At 42.0% G+C, this 20,509-nt stretch carries 12 protein-coding genes; 2 read left to right on the forward strand and 10 right to left on the reverse strand.

The window, feature by feature from the left end; genetic code table 11:
- Positions 1 to 220: 220 nt before the first annotated feature.
- The 9 genes from QLG01_RS06930 to abaR form a co-directional block, all read right to left on the reverse strand.
- A complete protein-coding gene (locus QLG01_RS06930; RefSeq protein ID WP_282496086.1) occupies positions 221 to 982 on the reverse strand; it encodes a 4'-phosphopantetheinyl transferase superfamily protein in 762 nt (253 codons plus the stop codon).
- Positions 982 to 2,835, reverse strand: coding sequence for an alpha/beta fold hydrolase (locus QLG01_RS06935; RefSeq protein ID WP_282496087.1), 1,854 nt, complete (start codon positions 2,833 to 2,835; stop codon positions 982 to 984). The genes QLG01_RS06930 and QLG01_RS06935 overlap by 1 nt, the downstream gene beginning before the upstream one ends.
- A gap of 54 nt (positions 2,836 to 2,889) precedes the next feature.
- Positions 2,890 to 4,164, reverse strand: coding sequence for a DUF1302 family protein (locus QLG01_RS06940; protein ID WP_282496088.1), 1,275 nt, complete (start codon positions 4,162 to 4,164; stop codon positions 2,890 to 2,892).
- Positions 4,161 to 7,814, reverse strand: coding sequence for an outer membrane lipoprotein-sorting protein (locus tag QLG01_RS06945; protein ID WP_282496089.1), 3,654 nt, complete (start codon positions 7,812 to 7,814; stop codon positions 4,161 to 4,163). The genes QLG01_RS06940 and QLG01_RS06945 overlap by 4 nt, the downstream gene beginning before the upstream one ends.
- 24 nt (positions 7,815 to 7,838) lie before the next feature.
- On the reverse strand, positions 7,839 to 11,798 hold the full coding sequence (locus QLG01_RS06950) for a non-ribosomal peptide synthetase (RefSeq protein ID WP_282496090.1): 3,960 nt from the start codon (positions 11,796 to 11,798) through the stop codon (positions 7,839 to 7,841).
- Positions 11,795 to 12,055 carry an acyl carrier protein gene (locus QLG01_RS06955; protein WP_004795344.1) on the reverse strand — a complete coding sequence of 87 codons (261 nt, stop codon included), beginning with the start codon at positions 12,053 to 12,055 and terminating at the stop codon, positions 11,795 to 11,797. The genes QLG01_RS06950 and QLG01_RS06955 overlap by 4 nt, the downstream gene beginning before the upstream one ends.
- The gene (locus QLG01_RS06960) at positions 12,052 to 13,827 is read right to left on the reverse strand and encodes an acyl-CoA dehydrogenase (RefSeq protein WP_282496156.1); all 1,776 of its coding nucleotides are present in this window, start codon (positions 13,825 to 13,827) and stop codon (positions 12,052 to 12,054) included. Before QLG01_RS06960 ends, QLG01_RS06955 begins: the two co-directional genes overlap by 4 nt.
- A 50-nt stretch (positions 13,828 to 13,877) precedes the next feature.
- Positions 13,878 to 15,767, reverse strand: coding sequence for a fatty acyl-AMP ligase (locus tag QLG01_RS06965; protein WP_282496091.1), 1,890 nt, complete (start codon positions 15,765 to 15,767; stop codon positions 13,878 to 13,880).
- A gap of 834 nt (positions 15,768 to 16,601) precedes the next feature.
- Positions 16,602 to 17,318 (reverse strand): LuxR family transcriptional regulator AbaR, encoded by a 717-nt coding sequence (abaR, locus tag QLG01_RS06970; protein WP_282496092.1) that lies wholly within the window; start codon positions 17,316 to 17,318, stop codon positions 16,602 to 16,604.
- Between the two features lie 635 nt (positions 17,319 to 17,953).
- Here abaR and QLG01_RS06975 point away from each other — a divergent pair.
- Both QLG01_RS06975 and abaI read left to right on the forward strand, forming a co-directional pair.
- A complete protein-coding gene (locus QLG01_RS06975) occupies positions 17,954 to 18,370 on the forward strand; it encodes a DUF4902 domain-containing protein (protein WP_151989265.1) in 417 nt (138 codons plus the stop codon).
- Between the two features lie 63 nt (positions 18,371 to 18,433).
- Positions 18,434 to 19,000: an acyl-homoserine-lactone synthase AbaI gene (gene abaI / locus QLG01_RS06980; RefSeq protein WP_282496093.1), complete on the forward strand. Its 567-nt coding sequence runs from the start codon at positions 18,434 to 18,436 to the stop codon at positions 18,998 to 19,000.
- A gap of 140 nt (positions 19,001 to 19,140) precedes the next feature.
- Here abaI and QLG01_RS06985 read toward each other — a convergent pair whose 3' ends face one another.
- Complete coding sequence (locus QLG01_RS06985; protein ID WP_151828301.1) at positions 19,141 to 20,502, reverse strand: MFS transporter; 1,362 nt, start codon at positions 20,500 to 20,502, stop codon at positions 19,141 to 19,143.
- Positions 20,503 to 20,509: the final 7 nt, after the last annotated feature.

A 20,509-nucleotide genomic window follows, 5' to 3' on the forward strand; every position in this document is an offset into this window, starting at 1 on the left:
ATAACCTTGCCAAGGTTGGGGTCGCGAGTTCGAGTCTCGTTTCCCGCTCCAAATTTAAAAGGCCCTAGTCGAAAGACTGGGGCTTTTTTCTTTTCATTGATTCATAATTTTTTTACGGTCTATCTATTCACAGCGTAATTCATTGAGAATGGTTTAGCTCAAAGCCAAATATTTCCTTACTAGATTTACTTTTTTAAATCGTCAGTTATAACGATTCAATCTAGCTATATGTACAAGGCGTTGGAGTTATTCGATGCCTAGATATAAAGGGTAATAATTGAAAACAGTCCAAGTTAAAGCGCTCTAGGCTACAACTTTGTTGTAAACAGATAGAAAAGATGAAATTAGAATCATATATATAGCTTTCAAAATAATACTCTTCTGTCTTTTGAGCATCATTGGTTGAGTCGAGAAACTGTATATGCTCAGGCAACACATGAAAGTTGAGCTTCTTTAAATGACGGCTCATTCCTTCGCCAGTACATTTGATATAAGCCTCTTTTAAGGTCCATATTTGAAAAAACCGCTGGTATACACTGAATGGATCAGTGAGTTCATTCTCTTTAATCCATTCAATTTCAATCGGTGCTAACACACTATCAACACGCATCCACTCGAACTCACGATCCACTTGTTCAATATCCACTCCTATTTCCCCTTCTTCAGTCACAGCGAGGATAATAACGTCCGCTGAGTGAGTAAGATTAAAATACACAGCCTTGCTACCTTCTACAAAAGGCTTGCCGTTGGGATGTAATAGGAGGTTGACCTCATGCGGGGAAATGCCTAGCTTATCCGCCAAGACAGTCTTCACTAATACGCGAGAGATCAAGAAAAGGCGAGCCGCCTTAGGATGATATTGATCATATCTCAGCTTCTCTGCCGAACTGAGAAAGCCGAGATAATGACTCAATACCAAATGGTCTTGTGGTACCCGTGAAACTGGGCAGACATAAACCTGCACTTGGGCACGATCAGACATTAGGAAGCGGTAGTGCTGTTGTATTTCATTAGAACAGGTGCGAGATAGTCAGAAACCGCATCTACATGTGTAACGTGTGGATTATGGCCTGCGCCAGCGATAATATGTATAGGGATATCTGCGCTTATTGTGGTAACAATTGGATCTTTATCTCCCACAATGATTTCAACTTTAGAACTAAGTTCATTTAACAAAGCTGTCTGAGTTGCTCGCTGCTGCGGCAAACTAATACGGTGCATATACTCACTAATATGCTTGACTACCGACACTCGACGTAATGAATCCATCGCATAACCAACAGACGGATTTTGTTGTCCATGTGGATGTAGGTCTTTAGCAATCATATCTTTTGGCACAAAACGGAAAATCAGATTAGATATGGTTTTTATCTGAAACATTTTAGCGGCCTGTGCCTGAACAAAATAAGGCGATATGAGGATGAGGCGTGCAACTTTATCTGGATATTTCTTTGCAAGATTCAAAGCAAAAAGACATCCTAACGAATGCGCAACAACAACACTATTTGGCGCTAAAAGCTTTGCAGCGGCATCAATAAATTGATGATTGTTGTCTTCCATCATCTCATAACTGCCTGAACGCCCAAGTCCCGGCAGGTCCATCATAGCGACCTGATCGTATGTGATTTTATTAATGATTGGAGACCAGCATGCACTATCAAATGGAATCCCATGTAAAAATAATGCAGATGAGGTGTCAGAACTAATCGGCTTTTTAGTATAAATTTCTGTCCAATATCGATTCTGATAGCTGAAATGACTAGGTGTTGATACTTGCATACGACCAAAGCGTGTAAGCACCAAACGATCAATCCAACGAGAGAAATAAGGAGTGACATTGATCAGGTCTGCGATGCCCATTTTCGCTGCCATCGCCTCTGCCCCAGCAACATGATAGTGCTCGGTAGAAATGAAAGAGAGTTGTTCTTTAGAACCATCAAGCAATACCTCAGGTAATTTCTCTAATAGACCTTTGGGTACTTGTAAATGTGGTGTGCTGACTCCCAAATGCTCGGCAGCCAGGTGAACGAGACGATGAAATTTCGGCGTCGCAGGATCAAGTAACATATACTCCTGAGCAATAGTCTCAGGATAAGACATCGTTCGGATCAAAAAGCTCACGATATACTGCATATTGCATAGTGGCAGGAATGTATCACGACCACCTGGCAATGCCAGCAGACGTCCCTGATAGAGCTTGTCAATCATGTCAGCAATACCGATATATTGCATATCGCCATAGTTATAAAAACCATCAATGACCGTCGCTGGATTTATTGCAGTCCATGGCACATTTAAACGCTTACAGGCCTCAATAAAAGCTTGATAACCCAAAATTTTTGAAGCTTCATAGCCACCATGTTTGCAATACAACTCATCAGCCGACTCGTGTGGCGGAGCCGCCACACGATATCCACCAATCCAGATAAATCGCTCAAGCTGCTTCAATGTTGCAGCCCATTCAATTAAGGCAAGTCCTGACTTAATATTGGTACGCTCAGCTTCAGCTTTGCTAATGCCCCAATTAAAGGATGCGGCAAGATGATAAATCACATGGATCTTTGCCTGAGCATCCGCTAGCAGAGAGTCCAGCTTAAAATCGCGACTTAAATCATATTCGACAAACGAAATAGACGGATCGACCAGCCCTTCTGTTGCAATAAAACCTAACAGCTTATCTTTCTTGGTTGCGGCATTACGCAGCGCAGCAATCACCTGATGACCTTCACGCAGAAGATCAACGATCAGTCTGCTACCAATAAAACCTGCTGCACCTGTTACTAATATGGTCTTCCGTGAAAAATTATCTTTTTTTGCGTTATTTAAATTATCCATAAATCACCTTATTAGGGACTGGGCACTCCCAGCATTGTTTTGGAGCGAATTATCTTAAAAATTATATCGAACCTGGGCATACACCAGACTGTTATCTCTAAATTGTCCTAACACCGTATCATTTCTACCCCAGAAGCGATCTCCACCTACATTCAATTGCCAGTGATCATCAAGGCTGTAATTAATACGTACTCTCAACAATTCATTAGGCTCTGGTGCAAAGTAGAGTCCTGTCACTTCTAATTTCAGATTATCATTCAGTAAGTTAAGTGCATAGCGCAGCATAGCTCCATACTGATTTTGCTGATACTGGTTACTGATTGTTTGCTGATAACGGTAGACTGCGCTCAATGATGGATTTGTTAAGCTGTCGGCAGATCTAAAGTCCTCCGTATGTTTGTATACGCCAACCAAACTTAGCGTGGAATTCTTCAATGCTAATTCTGGACCCATGACCACGGTCAGATTATTTTTTTTGTGCGTAAGATCTTCACTACCATTCGAGTCAGTGTGAGTATATGCCGCTTCACCACGCCATACGATATCGTTATGGTTATAACTAAAATCAAATCCATAGACGGACATAGGATTATTTTTCAGCTGCAATGTTGCCTCCCCTGTTGGAGATGCTGAAAGAACTGACAGATCGGGCATGTGATCCAAACCAGAGAAATACGATGCCCCAACATCTAGACCATCTACAGAATAATCCCAGCGCATTGCAAATGCAGGACGGCTCTTCTTATCTATTTCATACTGGACACCAGAAATCTGGCGCAATGGAATCACATCTGAACGGCTACGCGGATACCACAATGCTGTCCATTTATTGGTTCCTGATTCAGGAATATATGTCAATTTGATTGCATCATTTCCAAGACGTTGATCTGTTTCATCGGGCACTAGGCGCGTATAGTCACGGGGTGATAGATTATCTGTCGGATTAATCCCATCAGCTCTCCCCCAAACCACAATCTGGCGACCAACATCGACATAGACTGTCTGATCCCAGTTATAAGAGGCATACAACTCACGTAAGTTGCGATTTACCTTACTCACCTGATCTGGGTTTACAGTATGGTCCGTTTCGTCTCCAATATTTATGTCGTAATGGATCTTAAACTCTGGATTAAACTTGAGGGTACCATTGGACCAGAAGCTTGCTTGTCCAATGTTTTTTAACGAACTTAAATCACGATCTGATGACCACACATCGAGTCTGGCTGAGTTCTGGCTCACAAAACTAATTTCGCTGTCATCTGCATGAGCATGCTGCAGTAGCATAAAGCTACTGCAGCATGCAAATACCCAATAGGCACCTTGTGTCATTTTTCAAGACTCTGCGGTGAGAAAAGCTTATCGGATAAGGTTTTTTCTGCTACAAAATCATTGACGATCACTTGTGTCATATGCTGAGTTTGCAGATTTTTCGCCATAGATTTCATGGCCTGCCATCTTGGTTTCACTTTGCCGTAAGGGCGGATATCCGTGAACTCAATATGCTTTAACGGTTTACCTGCAGTATCCCAAATGTCGATGGTTGCTGTAACAAAGTTGTCTTTGAGGATGCACATACGACGTTTGCTATAACCAAAGTCACTCTTCACAGTATTATTGATTGGCGTTGCTTCAATCGTGTAGCAATCTTTGCCATTAAATTTGCCATCTGCCAGTTTAGTATACTTCCAGTCACTTAGCTTATAGCCAAGTACATCACCATAACTAAAGTCCGTACCAATAAAAGCATCACCCTTATTCGCTGATGCAAGACGACGTACTTTTTTCAATGCAGGCAAATAGACAAACATGCTATCACTGCCTTTTGCATTCTCAATCAACAGTGTCGTGGTTCCCTGTACATCTGCTGGTGAGATGAATTCAGTCAAACGCATATTGTTCTGGGTATTTCCAGCAAGCTTAGTCATATTTTTAGTCAAACGTACGCGTTGCTCGCCGCTTTTAGAGGTCAGCACAAATTTAGCACTAGCACTTGAAGACAAGAACTTAGAGGCATCATCACTACGGTTAACAATGTCTTGAACTTCATCTGCATGAGATGTTTTAGGCATCGACATTGTGAGCGCCGTACCCAACAAGAGACTTGTAACAACAGTTTGTGCAACGGTAATGTTCTTCTTATTTGAGGGAAAGATAAAACGAGGTTTCAACATTAGAATCATTGTAGGTACCATAATTAAGGTTGCAAATACACTGAAAAGCATCGCAATCACAATAAACATCGCTAGCCATTGATGCACATGGAAGCCTTGCGATAAGGACAATACGCCATACCCACCAGCAACAGCAGTCGCAACAAAAAGCGAAGCCTTACCAGCAGTACTTAAAGTTTTACGAATAGCATCTTTGATATCACCACCTTCTTCACTCAAGATTTCACGCAAGCGATAGAGGAAGTAAATGGCATAATCTGCACCAATACCAACCGCCATGGCTGAGATCAGAGAGTTCGGAATATTGAGCGGAATGTCGAGCCAGCCCATCACACCAAAAATCGCAAGAATCGAGAATAGAAGTGGCGTCAGGACAATAAGTCCCGCAGAGAACGACCGGAAAACTAACGCAGAGATAAAGAATACGGCAAGTGAAATCTGTAGAATATTCATAAGCTTGCCGTGAACCATAGTTTCAGTTAAAGCGATGGTTTGAGTCACATCACCACCAAAACTAACGACTGCTTTATCACCCAATTGACCCGCCATATATGTTTTTAGCGACTCAAGGATTTCTTTGATACGGTGATTACTACCTGTTTTTAGCAGAATCGTGATCTTGGCATAGCGTTGAGTTGTATCAATATAAGATTCAAAATCAGTCGGCTCACCAGACATTGAATACAGCAGCAGATACTGAGCAACAACATCTTTGGTTGCAGGAACCTGAAATGCCTGTGGCTGATCGGCATTCATTGCCTGATTCATTCTCTTGATATAGTCCACAATAGAGATGGTTTTACCGACCTCTGGAATTGAATTCGCGAACTTTTCTGTATTATCAATCGCTTTTAGAATTTCTGGATTTTCAATACCATCACGAACCTTTGTATCGACCATGATGTAGAGACTGTTTGTACCACCAAGAGACTGATTCAGAAACCTGTCATCTTGCTGCATTGGTAGGTCGCGCGAGAAGAAGTTACGGCTATCGTTATCCACCACAATACGGCTAGTGCCAATAGCAAGAAAAACACCCAGTACTGCAATCACAGTCATTAGCATCATTCGCGGACGAACTGACAAAATGACATCGCCAATGCGTTTTGGAATCCAGTCCCAGATCGGTAAACCTTTGCGTGCGACCTTGGTAACCGAAGGCGGTGGTAGCATCGAGCGAAGTACAGGAATAAAAGTCATCTCAATAATCAGCGTACTGATGATCCCGATTCCTGTAAAAATACCGAATGAACGGATGGTCGGAATATTAAAGGTCAACAGCGAGAAGAATCCAGCCGCTGCAATTCCGCCAGCCAATATCATAACCGGACCAACACGAACCATAGACTGCACCACGGCTTCACTATTCGCAGCTTTAGGTTCCATACCTTGGGCAGTCAGTCGATCAAAGTCTTCATAGTATCGCTTGAGCAACTGCACGGCGTGCCCTGCCGCAATGGCCAGAATCAGAATAGGTGTAGGAGAGTTAAAGATATCCATTGGCTGTTTGAACAGACCCATCATACCCATACCCCATGCCACAGCCAGTAAAGCTGTAACTAATGGAAGGATCAAACCCTGCTTACTTCGGAATGCTTCGAAGTGCAATAACCCAATGACCAGTATGGCAATCGGGAACAAGATATTGATCCGTTTAGAGTAATCTTCGGCTTTATCCAAATAAACAGGATTGCCGCCGACACTGATGGTCATATCCTTAGACTGTTCAGCCGCTACGATTTTGTTGATTGGGCCCATCATCTTTTGGAAGCCCTCTGGACTTTCCTCAAGCTCAAGCAAAATAGCAGCAGTTTTCTGATCTTTAGATACGACCGAATTCATGTAGATTGGATTCAGCGCCAACAGTTTTTTCAGGTGATCAACATCACCTTCGGTCACAGAACTGTTCGGCAGTAGTTTCTTGGCATCAAATCCATCCGAATTAGCGGTAATCCCTTTGGCCTGACGTGCAGCCAGACTCATTAGAGTAGATCGAACCACGCCCGGAGCATTATCAACTTCTTCAGTAATACGTTTAACTTTTTCTAACACTTGCGGCTGATAAATATCACCCTGCTTCGGTGTAATACCGATCACGACCATGTACTTGGAGCCGAATTTCTTTTCAATCAGCTTGGTGGAGGTGATATAAGGATGACCTTTGGGGGCAAGCGCATCTGGATCAATAATAATTTTTACGCCAGATGCGAGATATGCCAAGGCAAGCGTTAAAAGCATCACCACAGTCAGTACAATACGGCGATGTCTGAGAATCCAACGCGCGTATTGTTCCATCATCTGATGAGTTTTACGAAGTGGTTTACTATTGGTCTCATGCGTTTGCTTACCATCGTTGCCAACCGACTCATAGGCTTCACCCTTCTGAGCCAATGCCTCAAGATTAGCAACATCTTTTTTAAACTGAGCAAGAACCATCTTTTTTAGCAGTGCTGGGGGCAATACACCAAAAAAGCTGCCTGGCTCTGCCTCAAACACCCATTCAATCCAGGTGCCTTCTGCATATGGTTTGAAACGGTAAGTTCCAGTGTAGTGAAAGGGTCCTTCCACTACTTTAAACGCATACAATTCATTCGGTACTAGATGTGTAATTTCACCTTTAAAGGACATCTCACGACCAATAAAGCTAAAGCCGATTTCATACTTACTGCCCACACGTGGAGTATTGTCTAGCAGTTCAGAATGCTTACACGACAATTGCCAACCTGCATCATTGGCCGGGTTTGCAAGATAGTTAAAAACCTTGTCAATCTCGGCCGGTATGAGGAAAGCATGTTCTATGGTCACCATAGTGGTTCTACCTTCTTGTATTTCTTATGCGGGAATTGGATACATCTGATCAATTGTCTGGGCAACAGCCACGACATTCTCAGCGTACATAATTGATGAATGATCACCAGGAAGGTCCACCTGTTTAAAGGTGTCTTTAACCAATTGATCCCAACCTAGGCTTTCCCCAAAATCTTCTGGTTCATCTTTGGCCTTCACAAAAAGAATCGGAAACTCTTCAGGCTCTGGGAAATAGGTCTGGAGTGCGATGCCATTCGCCAAATAGGTATCAAAGTAAAGTCGGAAATCTGATGGGTCTGCATCTAGAGGCAGGACATTAATGGCCTTGGCTTCTTTAAGCACATGATCAAACATGTGATCTGGACTCAATTCACGCAAGTATTGCGCTGGGATCGTCAACTTCTTGCCATAAGGCGCAGCCAAATCACGGGCAAACCAAGACAAAAGCATCGCATCATCAGCATCTTCAGGCACATTCTCTGGAATTGGAGCACGGGTATCGATCATGACAATACCTGTGACCTGCTGTCCCATTTGACGCAACTGATGACTGATCTCGTAGGCGATCGCACCGCCAAAGCACCATCCACCAAGGAAATAAGGTCCCTCAGGCTGCATCTTTTGCATTTCAGCAATATAGAGCGTTGCCATATCTTCGATTGCCACTTCCGCAGCATCTGCCTCAATCAGTCCAGGAGACTGAATAGCACGCAAGGTACGTTTCGGATTGAGATGGCGCGAAAGCTCCATATAACAGAAGGTGCTACCACCAATTGGATGGAACAACCACAGTGGTTGCTCGTAAGTTCCACGGCGTAGTTCAATTACAATAGAAGGCTTAATTTCTTTATTTTCACGAATGATCTCACCCAAACTCTCCACAGTGGAATATTGGGCCAACAAAGCAACTGATAGTTCGGTGCCAAATGCTTTTTTAAGGTGATTAACAAGCTTCACAGCAAGTAACGAATGTCCACCCAAGTCAAAGAAGTCATCATGTATACCAACCCGTTTAACCGATAAAATCTGCTCAAAAGTAGTACAGAGTTCAATTTCAATCGGATCACGTGGTGCAACATAATCGTTACTTTGTTCAAACACAGGCTCAGGAAACGCTTTACGATCCAACTTATTGTTGGCCGTCATTGGAAATTCATCCAACGTCATAAACGTATTTGGTACCATGTAAGCTGGTAGATGGATTTGCATCGTCTTTTTCAAACTAGCAATATCAATCTCATGGCCGGTTAAATAGGCCACCAGTTTCTGGTCGTTGCTGGCTGTGCTCTTAACCAGTACAACTGCATCGGTGATACCGTCGATCTGTTTGATAACATTCTCGATTTCACCTAGTTCAATACGGAATCCACGAATCTTGACTTGGAAATCTAGACGTCCATGATGAGTCAAACTTCCATCCGTACGCAGACAAACTTTATCTCCGGTACGATAGAGTCGACCAGCATTTGGTAGAGATGGCAATGTTCTAAATTGAGCATCTGTCAGTTCAGGTCGATGCCAGTAATCAACTGCTAGACCATCACCCCCAATCCAAAGCTCTCCCATGACGCCCGGTGGGACTAAACGTTGCTGTTCATCAAGGACATAAAGCTGGGTGTTCGCTAGTGGTTCGCCTAAATCAATACACTTTGCATCGGTGATACGAGCTGCACTAGACCACACTGTAGTTTCGGTCGGTCCATAGACATTCCAGAGACAGCCGACTTTACCCAGAAGTTTTTCTGCAAGAATAGTATCTAGCGCTTCGCCTCCACAGAGTGCAGTCAATTCTGTATTGCCGCTCCACTCGCTATCTAAGAGCATTTTCCAAGAAGCCGGTGTTGCCTGCAAAACATTGATAGATTTAGTATTTAGATAATCCACCAATTGATTGCCATCTTGTGATACCTCACGTGGGCAAACATGTACTACACCGCCGTACATCAGCGGAATGAGCAACTCAAGAATCGAGATATCAAATGCATAAGTGGTGATTGCTAACAACTGAGTCTCAGTTGTTACTTGCAATCTATCATTCATAGATAGCAAGAAATTGATGATTGAAGGATGCCCAATACGCACGCCTTTAGGCTTACCTGTCGAGCCAGAGGTGTACATCACATAAGCAGTTTCACCAAAGGCCAGCGTCTCGCGCACTTGCTCTAGCGGCACAACGCCAGCTTGATTGATATCTAAACGCGGCACAGAAACATTAAGAGCATCCATCAACTCGGTTTGAGTTAAGATGACTTTAGGTTCAGCATCTTCGATGATGTTATGTAGACGTTCACTTGGGAAATTAGGATCTAGCGGTACATAAGCTGCTCCCGCCGCCCAGATCCCGAGGATTGCTGCTGGCAATAAAGCTGTACGATCTAACATCAGACCTACACGATCGCCACGAGTAACGCCATGCGCACGCAAATATTCAGCAATACCAGCGATATGTTGACCTAACTCACGATAGCTAACCGCATGATCCTTCGAGGTCAAAGCATGATTGTCACCACGCTCATCAATCTGCTTTAGAATCATTGCCAGTAGATCATGTTGAGGATAATCAGTCGCCTGTCCACTAAGGGTGTCGAACTGGATGCCATCCACATAATCAGGCGCAATATCTAACTCAACGATCTTACGTTCAGGGTGAGCTACCATCTCTGATAGTACAGATTGCAGCAGTTGCACCATATTCTCGGCAGACTGTGCAGAAAATAACTCGGAGTTATATTTCAATACACCAACCAATTCGCCTTGATATTCACCGCCCATTTCCAGCGTAAGATCTAATTGACCTTCTTGCTGGCGAACTGGAAAACTTCCTAAGGTCAGGTCTTGGCCGACCAAAGTCGCTGGGGTCTGGATTGGCAAGAGTAGATCTTTAAACTCATCCATGCCACCTAGACGTTCCCAGAACATTCCCACCTGAGCTAATGGGTTAATACTGCCATCACGCTTTGGTGAAACAGCTTCAACTACTCTGGAAAAGGCAACTTTTTGATGCTTGAGGCTCTGTCTTAATTGTTCCTGAACCTGCTGTGTAAATTGACGTAAAGTCTGGTCAGCATCAATGTCCATGTGAATAGCAATCGTATTGACAAACTGCCCCAGCGCATTGCGCAACGAACGCTCAAGTCGACCAGCTACAGGTGTAGCAATAACGAGTTCATTTTCATTTGATAGCTTGTGTAGCAGGATATAGAAGCCAGATAGTACGAGTCCAAACAGCGTGATTTCATAATCTTTCGCTAAGTTCACAAGACCAGACGACACTGACTCAGGCACACGGAACACCAGTGAGCTACCTTTGTGTTGCTGCACAGCCGGACGAGGATAATCAAGCGGAATGCTATGTACATGTGGTGCATGTTGTAACGCATTTTTCCAGAACACTAGACTCTCATCAACATCGTCAATCGCAGTACTCTGCTGCTTATCAGCATACTGTGCGAACTCGATTCCGTTCACTACGCCTGACTCTGTAACTAGTCCAAAACGTTTGCCGACATCACGCAGTAAGAGACCAATCGACCAGAAATCCATGAGGGCATGATGAATCACGACTGCAATCACATAGTGATTTTCACCACGTTCATAACAATGAATACGCCACAGCGGTGGCTGAGTCAGATCAAACGGCTGTTTAGTATCCTGCTCGACCAATTGTGTCAAATCAGATGCATCGACATGGCGAGCATCAGAGAAGACGATATTAGGATAGATTCGATCCCAGATAAGTTGCTCAATACCCTGATCATTGGCAGGCATACTTACACGTAGCAGCGGATAATCATGCATTACCGCTTCTAGAATCTCCATCGGCTTATTGCCTAATGGTTGGTTGACCTTCACATCAAAGGCCACCACCATATTGTAGGCACTACAGGTCGACTCAAGGCGCTGGATATACCAGATGCCGAGCTGTTCTGCAGAAATCGCATGACGTGACAGAACTTCTGGTTCTAGTCGTACAAGGTTATTCACGAAGCAACTCCCTGTTGCAACTCAGAAACAAGATATTCGGCCAAGGCATTAATTGTCGGGTAATCCCATAGTAATGTCGGTTCAAGCTCTAGTTTTGTCAGATCTTCTAAATCCCCAGACACAGACAAAGCAACGATCGAATCAAGACCGTAACTGGTAAATTTTTGATCTGGATTAATCGTCTCAGGCTCTACGCGCATTTCTTTGGCTACTAGCGTACGAATGATTGCGCTCCAGTAAGCTTTATCTTTATTCATGGGGTAATCTCCTCTTTAACCGGTTTGGCATCACGTGGTGCCAGTGCAAAATCGATGACAGATAACATATGGTTGGTTGAAATTCGGTCTAGCAGATCTGCCAATGTGCTTTCACGTAGTGATGTCATTGGAGGGGATGCCTGCCCTTCAGCAGCATTTAGGAAAATGATCAGCCATGCACCATCCTGCAAAGCAGGTCTTAAACCATGACGGTTAAATATCCAAAAACCCAGCACAGCAATGCGAGCAAATAACTCGGCATAGTCACGGGCCAAGCTGAAACGTAATGTTTCAAACTCTTTAGCCGCTTCTGAATTTGAGAAATAATCCTGAATTTTTTGATCTAGCGTGCGCTGCTCGATAAGAAGTTGATCAGCACGTTCACGTAACGGGGACAGAATCTCAGCAGTCAGTCCCTCTGTAACGTCCGCATCGTTGAGCATCTCGATGATCGTTCCCAGTGACTCCATCACCAAGTCACCATCGCGGTTGAAAATCTCAAGCTCACGAAAATCAATAGCATCCGTCTTCACCTGTAAGTCATATAACTGGTGATAGCGTGCTTTAGCTTCGGCTTGGTCGAGATGGTTTACTTTTTTGCTACGGCCTTTATTGGCAGACTTGAGCTGAAAACTCAGGCTGTCTAGACAGACGGTGCTACTGCCGTCAAACACACTAACAATCAGATGGTCTCTGAAAGCTTTCTGGTACATTCCATCCGCATATGCATTTCTTAAGAAAAAACGCGACCCAAGCACTGAGGAGGTGATCTTAGCGAGTGACTCTACATACTCAGGCACCAGTACCTTAATGATCGGTGACCATGTACTGAACTGATTGATACAAACATGTAACCCACGCGCACCAACGAGTGACAACACCTCAGCCACCAATAGATAGGCATAGGCTGTAGCCAGTTGCTCACGCACTAGCGGAATGCTTATTACTTTTTTGTTATATAACTCACGCTCAATAGCAAACTCAGTCGCGATGCGCAGCATCGTATCGCCCGCACCCAAAGAGAAGCTGCTGCAATATGCACGCGTCACCTGTAGCGTCTTGAGCCCAAGCTCTAAGCCCTGACCTTCTTCACCGATCAGAGCATCTTTGTGAATTTCAGCATTGTTAAAGCCAATACCACTGATATCTAACCCACGCATACCCACTGTTGGTAGACGGTTCAGGCTATAAGTTCCCTTAGAAACCATATGACGCTTATCAAGCCAGAATGCACTCAGGCTACGTGGTCCACGGTCATCCGACGTTTTAGCAATCAGACTTAAAGAGTCACCTAGAGTAGCGCGATTGATTGACCATTTTTCGCCATTCAAAACGTATTTGCTTTCAGTAGCTTGTGCAGTTACTTCACTAGATAAAAGGTCAGCTCCATGCGCTTTTTCACTATAAGCCAGCGCTGGTGCAGCACCACTCAAAATTCGACTAGCAATGTTTTGGCATTGGTTCGCATTACCACCGATCCATACAATCACAGACCAAGCATTCGTGCTATAGGTCGAATTGATGGTTAGATCACGTCGTGCCAACACACGATGCAGATATAGCAACTCTTCACCAATTTCCATGCGACCACCAAGCTCTGAAGGTACATAAAAACGGTTCATGCCTACGGCATTTAGAAAATCAACAGCACGCTGAGGGTATTGTTCCTTCTCATCACGCTCAATAGCAGCGGACCAAGAAAAATCATTATTGGTATCATGTACGGAGCCTAAAATTTGCTCCAGACGAGCAGCAGATTGAAACTGCCGCAAATTAGATGTAAGTGACATGAGTTTTTGCTCAAATGATTAAAGGGTAAGGATTAAAACAAAGCACTTTTCAATCGATTAAAAATGAGCGCGCGCACTTCTCGTTCCTTGATCATTGAGTTGAGTAGATTGGAGCTATAACGAATCAGTTGCCCCCGCTGCTCACGATCACGGATGATTTCTAAGCCATTTTTGACATAGTTTCGAGCCATCACCGTTCTACGGTTTGGATGGGTTAAACAGATCAGTTGACCGCGCTCGATCTGCTCTTTAATTTTTCTTCTTCTAATTTTTCCGCTAGTGGTCTTGTTGATCCGACCTTGATGCAGCAAATAAACACCTTCTACAGGCAAACCGATATCAGCCGCGACTTGTTCTTTAACGTGAGTTCTGATGGTTTCAAAATTAAGTGCCTTGTCTATCGACTTCTTTTTGATCTCAAGCACAACCGTGACACCATCAGAATTACCGAAATTCACTGCTGCGACACAGCCTTTACGAACAGCAGGATGTGCTGTTTCAACAGAACACTCGATATCTTGTGGGTAATAGTTTTTTCCACGGATGATGATCACATCCTTAAGGCGACCAGTCACATACAGGTCTCCGTTTTTAACAAAGCCCATATCACCAGTTCTCAAGTAGTGCACTTGACTAGGCTTATCTGCCTTATCGAGGAGGGTTGCAGCAAAGGTTTCCTGATTGACCTCAGGCTTCTGCCAGTAACCCGCAGTGACACTCTCACCTGCTAGCCAGATTTCACCAACTTCATCAGCCCCTACCTCTTTGCGGGTATGTGGATTAACAATACGGCAATCAATGTGTGCGGAAATTTTGCCACAGCTTACTATTTGCACGGCTGTCTGATCTTGACTGGTCTGCACCAAATTGGCATTCAACTTTTCACGATCAATTGAAATAGTATTAAGCGGACCAGTCACACCACTGACTAAGAGCGTAACTTCTGCCAAGCCATAGCACGGCAAGAAAGTATCCATTCTCAATTTCGACTGAGTATTGAACTTCTCCATGAAGCTTTGCATAACATGGGCTTTGATTGGCTCGGCACCGTTAAACATCACACGCACACGGCTCAGATCAAGCGCTGCTGCGTCCTCATCCGAGATGCGATGCAGACACAATTCATAAGCAAAGTTTGGTCCGCCACTAATCGTGACACCTTTTTCGCTAATAAATTGCAGCCACTTAAGTGGCTTACGAATAAAATCCAGCGGTGACATTACATAGCAGGTCAGACCTACATACACGGTCTGCAAAACTGAGCCGATCAATCCCATGTCATGATAAACAGGTAGCCATGTAAGACCGATATCATCGGCTTGTGTACCAAAAGCTTCAGCAATCATGACTTCATTTGCCATGATGTTTTTATGAGTGACGATTACCCCTTTAGGCCAACCAGTTGACCCTGAAGTGTATTGAAGGAAGCAGATATCGTCTTCAGCAATATGTGGAAAATCCTTTTCCACTAAATCACGCTGCAATTGGGCATCAACAGCATGCAATATTAAACTTTCGTTTTGGGCTTTTAATGTGATAAGACCCGATAGCTCAAGAATCTTTTTGGTTGTGAGTACTATCTTTGGCTCACAGTCATTCATAATATTCAAAATATTAGAAAAACCGTTACGGTTAAAAGGCAAGCTGACAGGTACTGCAATAATTTTAGCTTTTAAACAGGCAAAGAACGATACGATAAAGTCCAATCCAGGCTCAAACAGCAACACGGCACGATCACCGCTATCGACAAGATTCATTAAGATTTGGGCCTGACGTTGAACTTGCTCGTTCAGCTCTGCATACGTCAGAGATTGAATCCCACCGGATTGGCGCCCTAAATACTCGAAAGCAACCCTAGCTCCATTTGAATTTGCGTGGGATTCCAAAGTTGCAATGATATTATCCGTACCCATTACAGCCATAACTTACTCCGATTAATTATAATTCACCCTTTAAACTCGCTAATTCAGACATGACACTTCTAGCTGGGGCTTTTAATAAAAAATGAATATACTTTTTGTTTAAAATATAAATTCACATTATATTTTATGTGCGAGTGTTTTTTATTACACCTGTAAGGTTTTACAGGTTGGCCTGTTTTTATTAAGAATTAAGAAATTGGATATCTTTCATAAATTATTTTTATTCAGTTCAATATTGTGAAGGCCGGCAATTAAATTAAACCTCTAACTCAATTTTTGCCCTTATTTCGTTAATGTTTAATAATGTTTCGCAAGGTTTTAGCATGCCAACTATATGGCCTGTTCGTATTCTTATTTTGTGAGTCTCTTGATTGAATATCTTGTTGTATTGTTTATTTGCTTTTCTTAAGGGCAATAAATGATTCAGGTAAGGCCCCTTCACAGCCTTTATTTATAAGGATAAAGCTACTAAAGAAATCTGCTTTAATTTGTACTTGAATAGCTTAAAACTATGTATAGCATCTTGAAGGATATATAATCCTATAAATTAATAAATTTCATCTTCTAAGAACCGATAAAACGCGAATACCAAATTTTAAAATAACAATATTAATAAAATATTTTTAATTATAAATTTCATTTATTTTTACTTTATCTCCAAGTAAAAATATTATTAAATCACCCCATAAAATCAATTTTAAAAACCCTTATAAATAAGATTATCTATATAAATTCGATTTTAATTAAAATTTTTTAATTACTTCCATTTTAAATAAACATCTAATAATAATTTATTTTATCAAAATTAATTATTATATTTCTATATATTTAACTTTATAAAATTCCTAACATCACGGCTCTAATCGCTGCTGAAATTTTATTATTCACATTTAACTTCTGCATTGAATTACAGAGATGAAAATTTACTGTTCTTTCAGTTACACCGAGAATCTGAGCAATCTCTGCTGACGTTTTTCCTTCCGCAGTCCAACGTAGAACCTCTTTTTCCCGATTCGTTAAATAAAGATTAAACTGAGCAAATTCTGTTTCATTCACAATTTTAGCAATACTGGAATGTACTGTCTGAGATAACCAAAACATATTGGTATATTGAGCTTTCTGCTCTTTTTCTGATAATTGGTCAGTAGATCTTGCTAGAGTTAGCATTCCTCTTGTACCAATAAAGTCACGACTTGACTGTGCCCAACCGACGTTTAAACCATAAGAACGCGCCTCCTCCCAAAAATCTTTTTGAGATTGTGTGTTTGCAGATTGGCTCGACCAGACAAGAGGTTGAAGTGATAGCATACAATGCTGTACGGTTGGATCTACTCTCACATATTGCTGTTTAACATAACGCTTCTGCCATGCTTCGGGATAATTATTCAACATAATTGTTTTTGGTTCAGCAATAGATAATGGCGACCGCATACCATAAGCACAATAATCAAATCCAAGCTTTGAAGCTGTAGATTTGACTACCTCAAATAGCTGATATTCATTTTTTACTACCAGAGATGCTGATAGTAGATCTTCTTGCCAATTTTCCATTTATTCTCATTAAACCTCATGCATAAATCATTTTTATTTAGTTGCATATAGTGAATACATAATCCAATTAACAACATTTTTGAGCCTGAGAGGGTGATAAATTTTCCGGATAAACTGGTTTCAGAAAGCTTTTTAAGGTTGTTATATTGCACATGCGAATTATGCTTGAAAGTCTCAAATTTACAGGATGCATTTTATTCCAAAAATGAGTATTTTTTATTTTTAAAAGGAGCCTATTATTTCTTCTTATTTGTATATTTCTATTAATTTAACTAAATAATAACATCTCCTAGTGATACTAGAAGTATAAATTTTTATTTATTATTTAATGAAACGCATAATAATGATAATGATTTCTAAAATATTATTTTAATAATATGATAGATATTATCTACAATACATATGAAAAACTTAAGCTGTTGATAATCTTGAAACAAGCAACTCTCATATTGAAGCTATAGATGGGTCAATTTCCGCGTAAGTAAAACTTCCTACCCGAAGTACTTTCTAAAGAACAGCTTAACGTTGTGTATCACCAGATTACGGCTAACCTGTAAAACTTAACAGTATTTTGTTGGCAATAATTTATGTTATTTATCTATAGAACTGTAATTCAAGTCACTTGAATAGGTAGCATGGTCACAATCCCCCCTGATTTTTCAATCTCAACAGATGGTTTTATTCGGATGAATGAAATCCAGCTTATGAATTACCCCCTCCAACACCTCATATCTATTGTTGAAACTACACAAATTGAAGACTCTCGAATTCTATATTGTGGGTTTACTGAATGGGCAACATCACGGAGTCCAGCTTTAAGTACCGGATGGGACTGGGAATTTATTGAGAACAATGGAATTGCTAGCTTAAAACGAATTGGGCTACCTCGAAGCAATATCATGATTGTTGATTTATCTGGTACAGATATTGGATTTGATGTTACTGAAACATTAATCGAAAAAAAAATAGATTCTTTGTTTTGGGAACAGTTCATTTATGCTCAAATCAATACAACACAAACAAAGACTAAATTAAGTCCAAATTTCTCTTAGAAACCTGTAAATTCTTACAGTTACCACCTTTTCAGCTGTCGAGTAAAGTCGCCTGAAAAATAAGTGGAAGCACTTGTAATGAATGTTATTGCTGGATTCCAAAACAATTTTTCAGAAGTCCTATATACCAAATTTAAAAGTTATCGCTACAAGGTATTTGTTGAACATTTGGGTTGGGAGTTGAACTGTCCAAATAATGAAGAACTAGATCAATTTGATAAAGTCGATACAGCTTACGTCGTCGCTCAAGATAGAGAATCCAATATTATTGGCTGTGCCAGACTACTACCCACGACTCAACCCTATTTACTGGGTGAAATATTTCCTCAATTAATGAATGGAATGCCTATTCCTTGCTCACCAGAAATTTGGGAATTATCAAGGTTTTCAGCCGTAGATTTCTCGAATCCACCGACCTCTGCTAATCAAGCAGTGTCATCCCCAGTCTCTATTGCAATTCTGCAAGAAGCGATCAACTTTGCAAGAAAACAAGGTGCAAAACAACTCATTACGACCTCACCTCTTGGGGTAGAGCGGTTATTACGTGCCGCGGGTTTTCGCGCCCATCGTGCAGGACCGCCAATGGTTATCGAGGGATATGCCATGTTTGCATGCTTGATTGAAGTGTAGTTTGCTAATCAAAGTCTAAGAATATTAGTGACATTGCAAAGATTAAAGCCTTAAGCCCGAATCTCGTTTCGCTCGCTCAACGTTAAAAGCCCTAGTCAAAAGATTAGGGCTTTTCTTTATTTGAAGAATCAAACTTAATATTAAGACTGCTCAGTAATTTTGGTTTTCAAATTTAATTCTGATTTCTTATGGTAAGCCTCATCAGTTTTAGTCTGCCAATCACGTGGCATAAATGAAGTCGATATGATCGCAACGATAGCCATAGATCCAATATAAATCATAATTAAGTAAGGATTACCCTGCCCGATACTTAAAAGTTTGGTCGCAATTAACGGTGCTAAACCACCACCAAGCACCCCAGCCAACTGTACCGAAATTGAGATTCCGCTATATCGAATTTCTGCCGGAAATTGACGGGCAAAAAGCTGAGCTTGTGGTGCGTACATAATGGGAAAGACCACGCCAATTGCTAAAACAATTGCTGTCCAGACTAATACTGGGTCTTTTGTGTTGAGCATGGTGAAAAATGGGTAGCAATAAAGTGCCAATATGCATAAACCAAACATGAACATATTGCGTTGACCGACTTTATCTGACAAATGTCCACATAATGGTGTCATAAATAGAATGACTATTGCACCGCAAATGGTGGCAAACAAAATGTCTTGGCGTGCGATCCCAAGTTGTGCAGTGGTATAAGCCAAAGTAAAGGTTGAAGCAATATAAAACCATGCGTTTTCGGCAGCACGCGCCAAAATAATGGTGATGAGTTGCTTTGGATGGTTTTTAAAAACTTGTAAAGCAGGAACTTTGACTTCTTCGGACTGCTGTTTTACTTTTTCAAAATCTGGTGATTCAGGTACTTTCACTCGAATGTACCAACCTACTGCGAGTAAAATAATGCTGGCAAGAAACGGTAAACGCCACCCCCAGCTAAACAGTGCTTGTTCAGGTAATAACGACACCAGACCCAACGCGATTGAGGCTAGCATTAAACCGCCACCTGTACTGGCTTGAGGCAAACTTCCCCAGAACCCTTTACCGCCTTCGGGTGCATGTTCAACGGCCATGAGCACAGCACCGCCCCATTCACCGCCCATTGCCATCCCTTGAATGAATCGTAAGACAACCAAACAAATTGCAGCCCAGTAACCAATTGATTCGTAAGTTGGTAAGAGGCCAATGAGTACAGTCGGAATCCCCATGAGCATCAGCGTTAGCAACAACATCGATTTACGGCCAATCTTGTCACCAAAATGACCAAAGACTAAGCCCCCTAGTGGTCGCCCAATAAACCCAACGGCATAGGTGGCAAATGCAGCAAGCACACCCGTAAGGGCATCCAGATTTGGGAAAAATAATTTATTAAAAATCAGCGCCGCCGCCGCACCGTAAATAAAAAAGTCATACCACTCAATGGTCGTGCCGACCATGCTAGAGATGCCTGCTAATCGATGTGACGACTTTTTAGTATTTGAACCGTTTCCATGTACTGTTTGCATCGTAATA

The sequence above is a fragment of the Acinetobacter sp. V89_4 genome, from assembly GCF_029967875.1.
GTDB classification, from domain to species: domain Bacteria; phylum Pseudomonadota; class Gammaproteobacteria; order Pseudomonadales; family Moraxellaceae; genus Acinetobacter; species Acinetobacter oleivorans.

Coding starts and splice junctions, on each gene's coding strand:
- QLG01_RS06930 (WP_282496086.1), bottom strand. CDS start 982: ATGTCTGATCGTGCCCAAGTGCAGGTTTATGTCTGCCCAGTTTCACGG.
- QLG01_RS06935 (WP_282496087.1), bottom strand. CDS start 2,835: ATGGATAATTTAAATAACGCAAAAAAAGATAATTTTTCACGGAAGACC.
- QLG01_RS06940 (WP_282496088.1), bottom strand. CDS start 4,164: ATGACACAAGGTGCCTATTGGGTATTTGCATGCTGCAGTAGCTTTATG.
- QLG01_RS06945 (WP_282496089.1), bottom strand. CDS start 7,814: ATGGTGACCATAGAACATGCTTTCCTCATACCGGCCGAGATTGACAAG.
- QLG01_RS06955 (WP_004795344.1), bottom strand. CDS start 12,055: ATGAATAAAGATAAAGCTTACTGGAGCGCAATCATTCGTACGCTAGTA.
- QLG01_RS06965 (WP_282496091.1), bottom strand. CDS start 15,767: ATGGCTGTAATGGGTACGGATAATATCATTGCAACTTTGGAATCCCAC.
- abaR (WP_282496092.1), bottom strand. CDS start 17,318: ATGGAAAATTGGCAAGAAGATCTACTATCAGCATCTCTGGTAGTAAAA.
- QLG01_RS06975 (WP_151989265.1), top strand. CDS start 17,954: ATGGTCACAATCCCCCCTGATTTTTCAATCTCAACAGATGGTTTTATT.
- QLG01_RS06985 (WP_151828301.1), bottom strand. CDS start 20,502: ATGCAAACAGTACATGGAAACGGTTCAAATACTAAAAAGTCGTCACAT.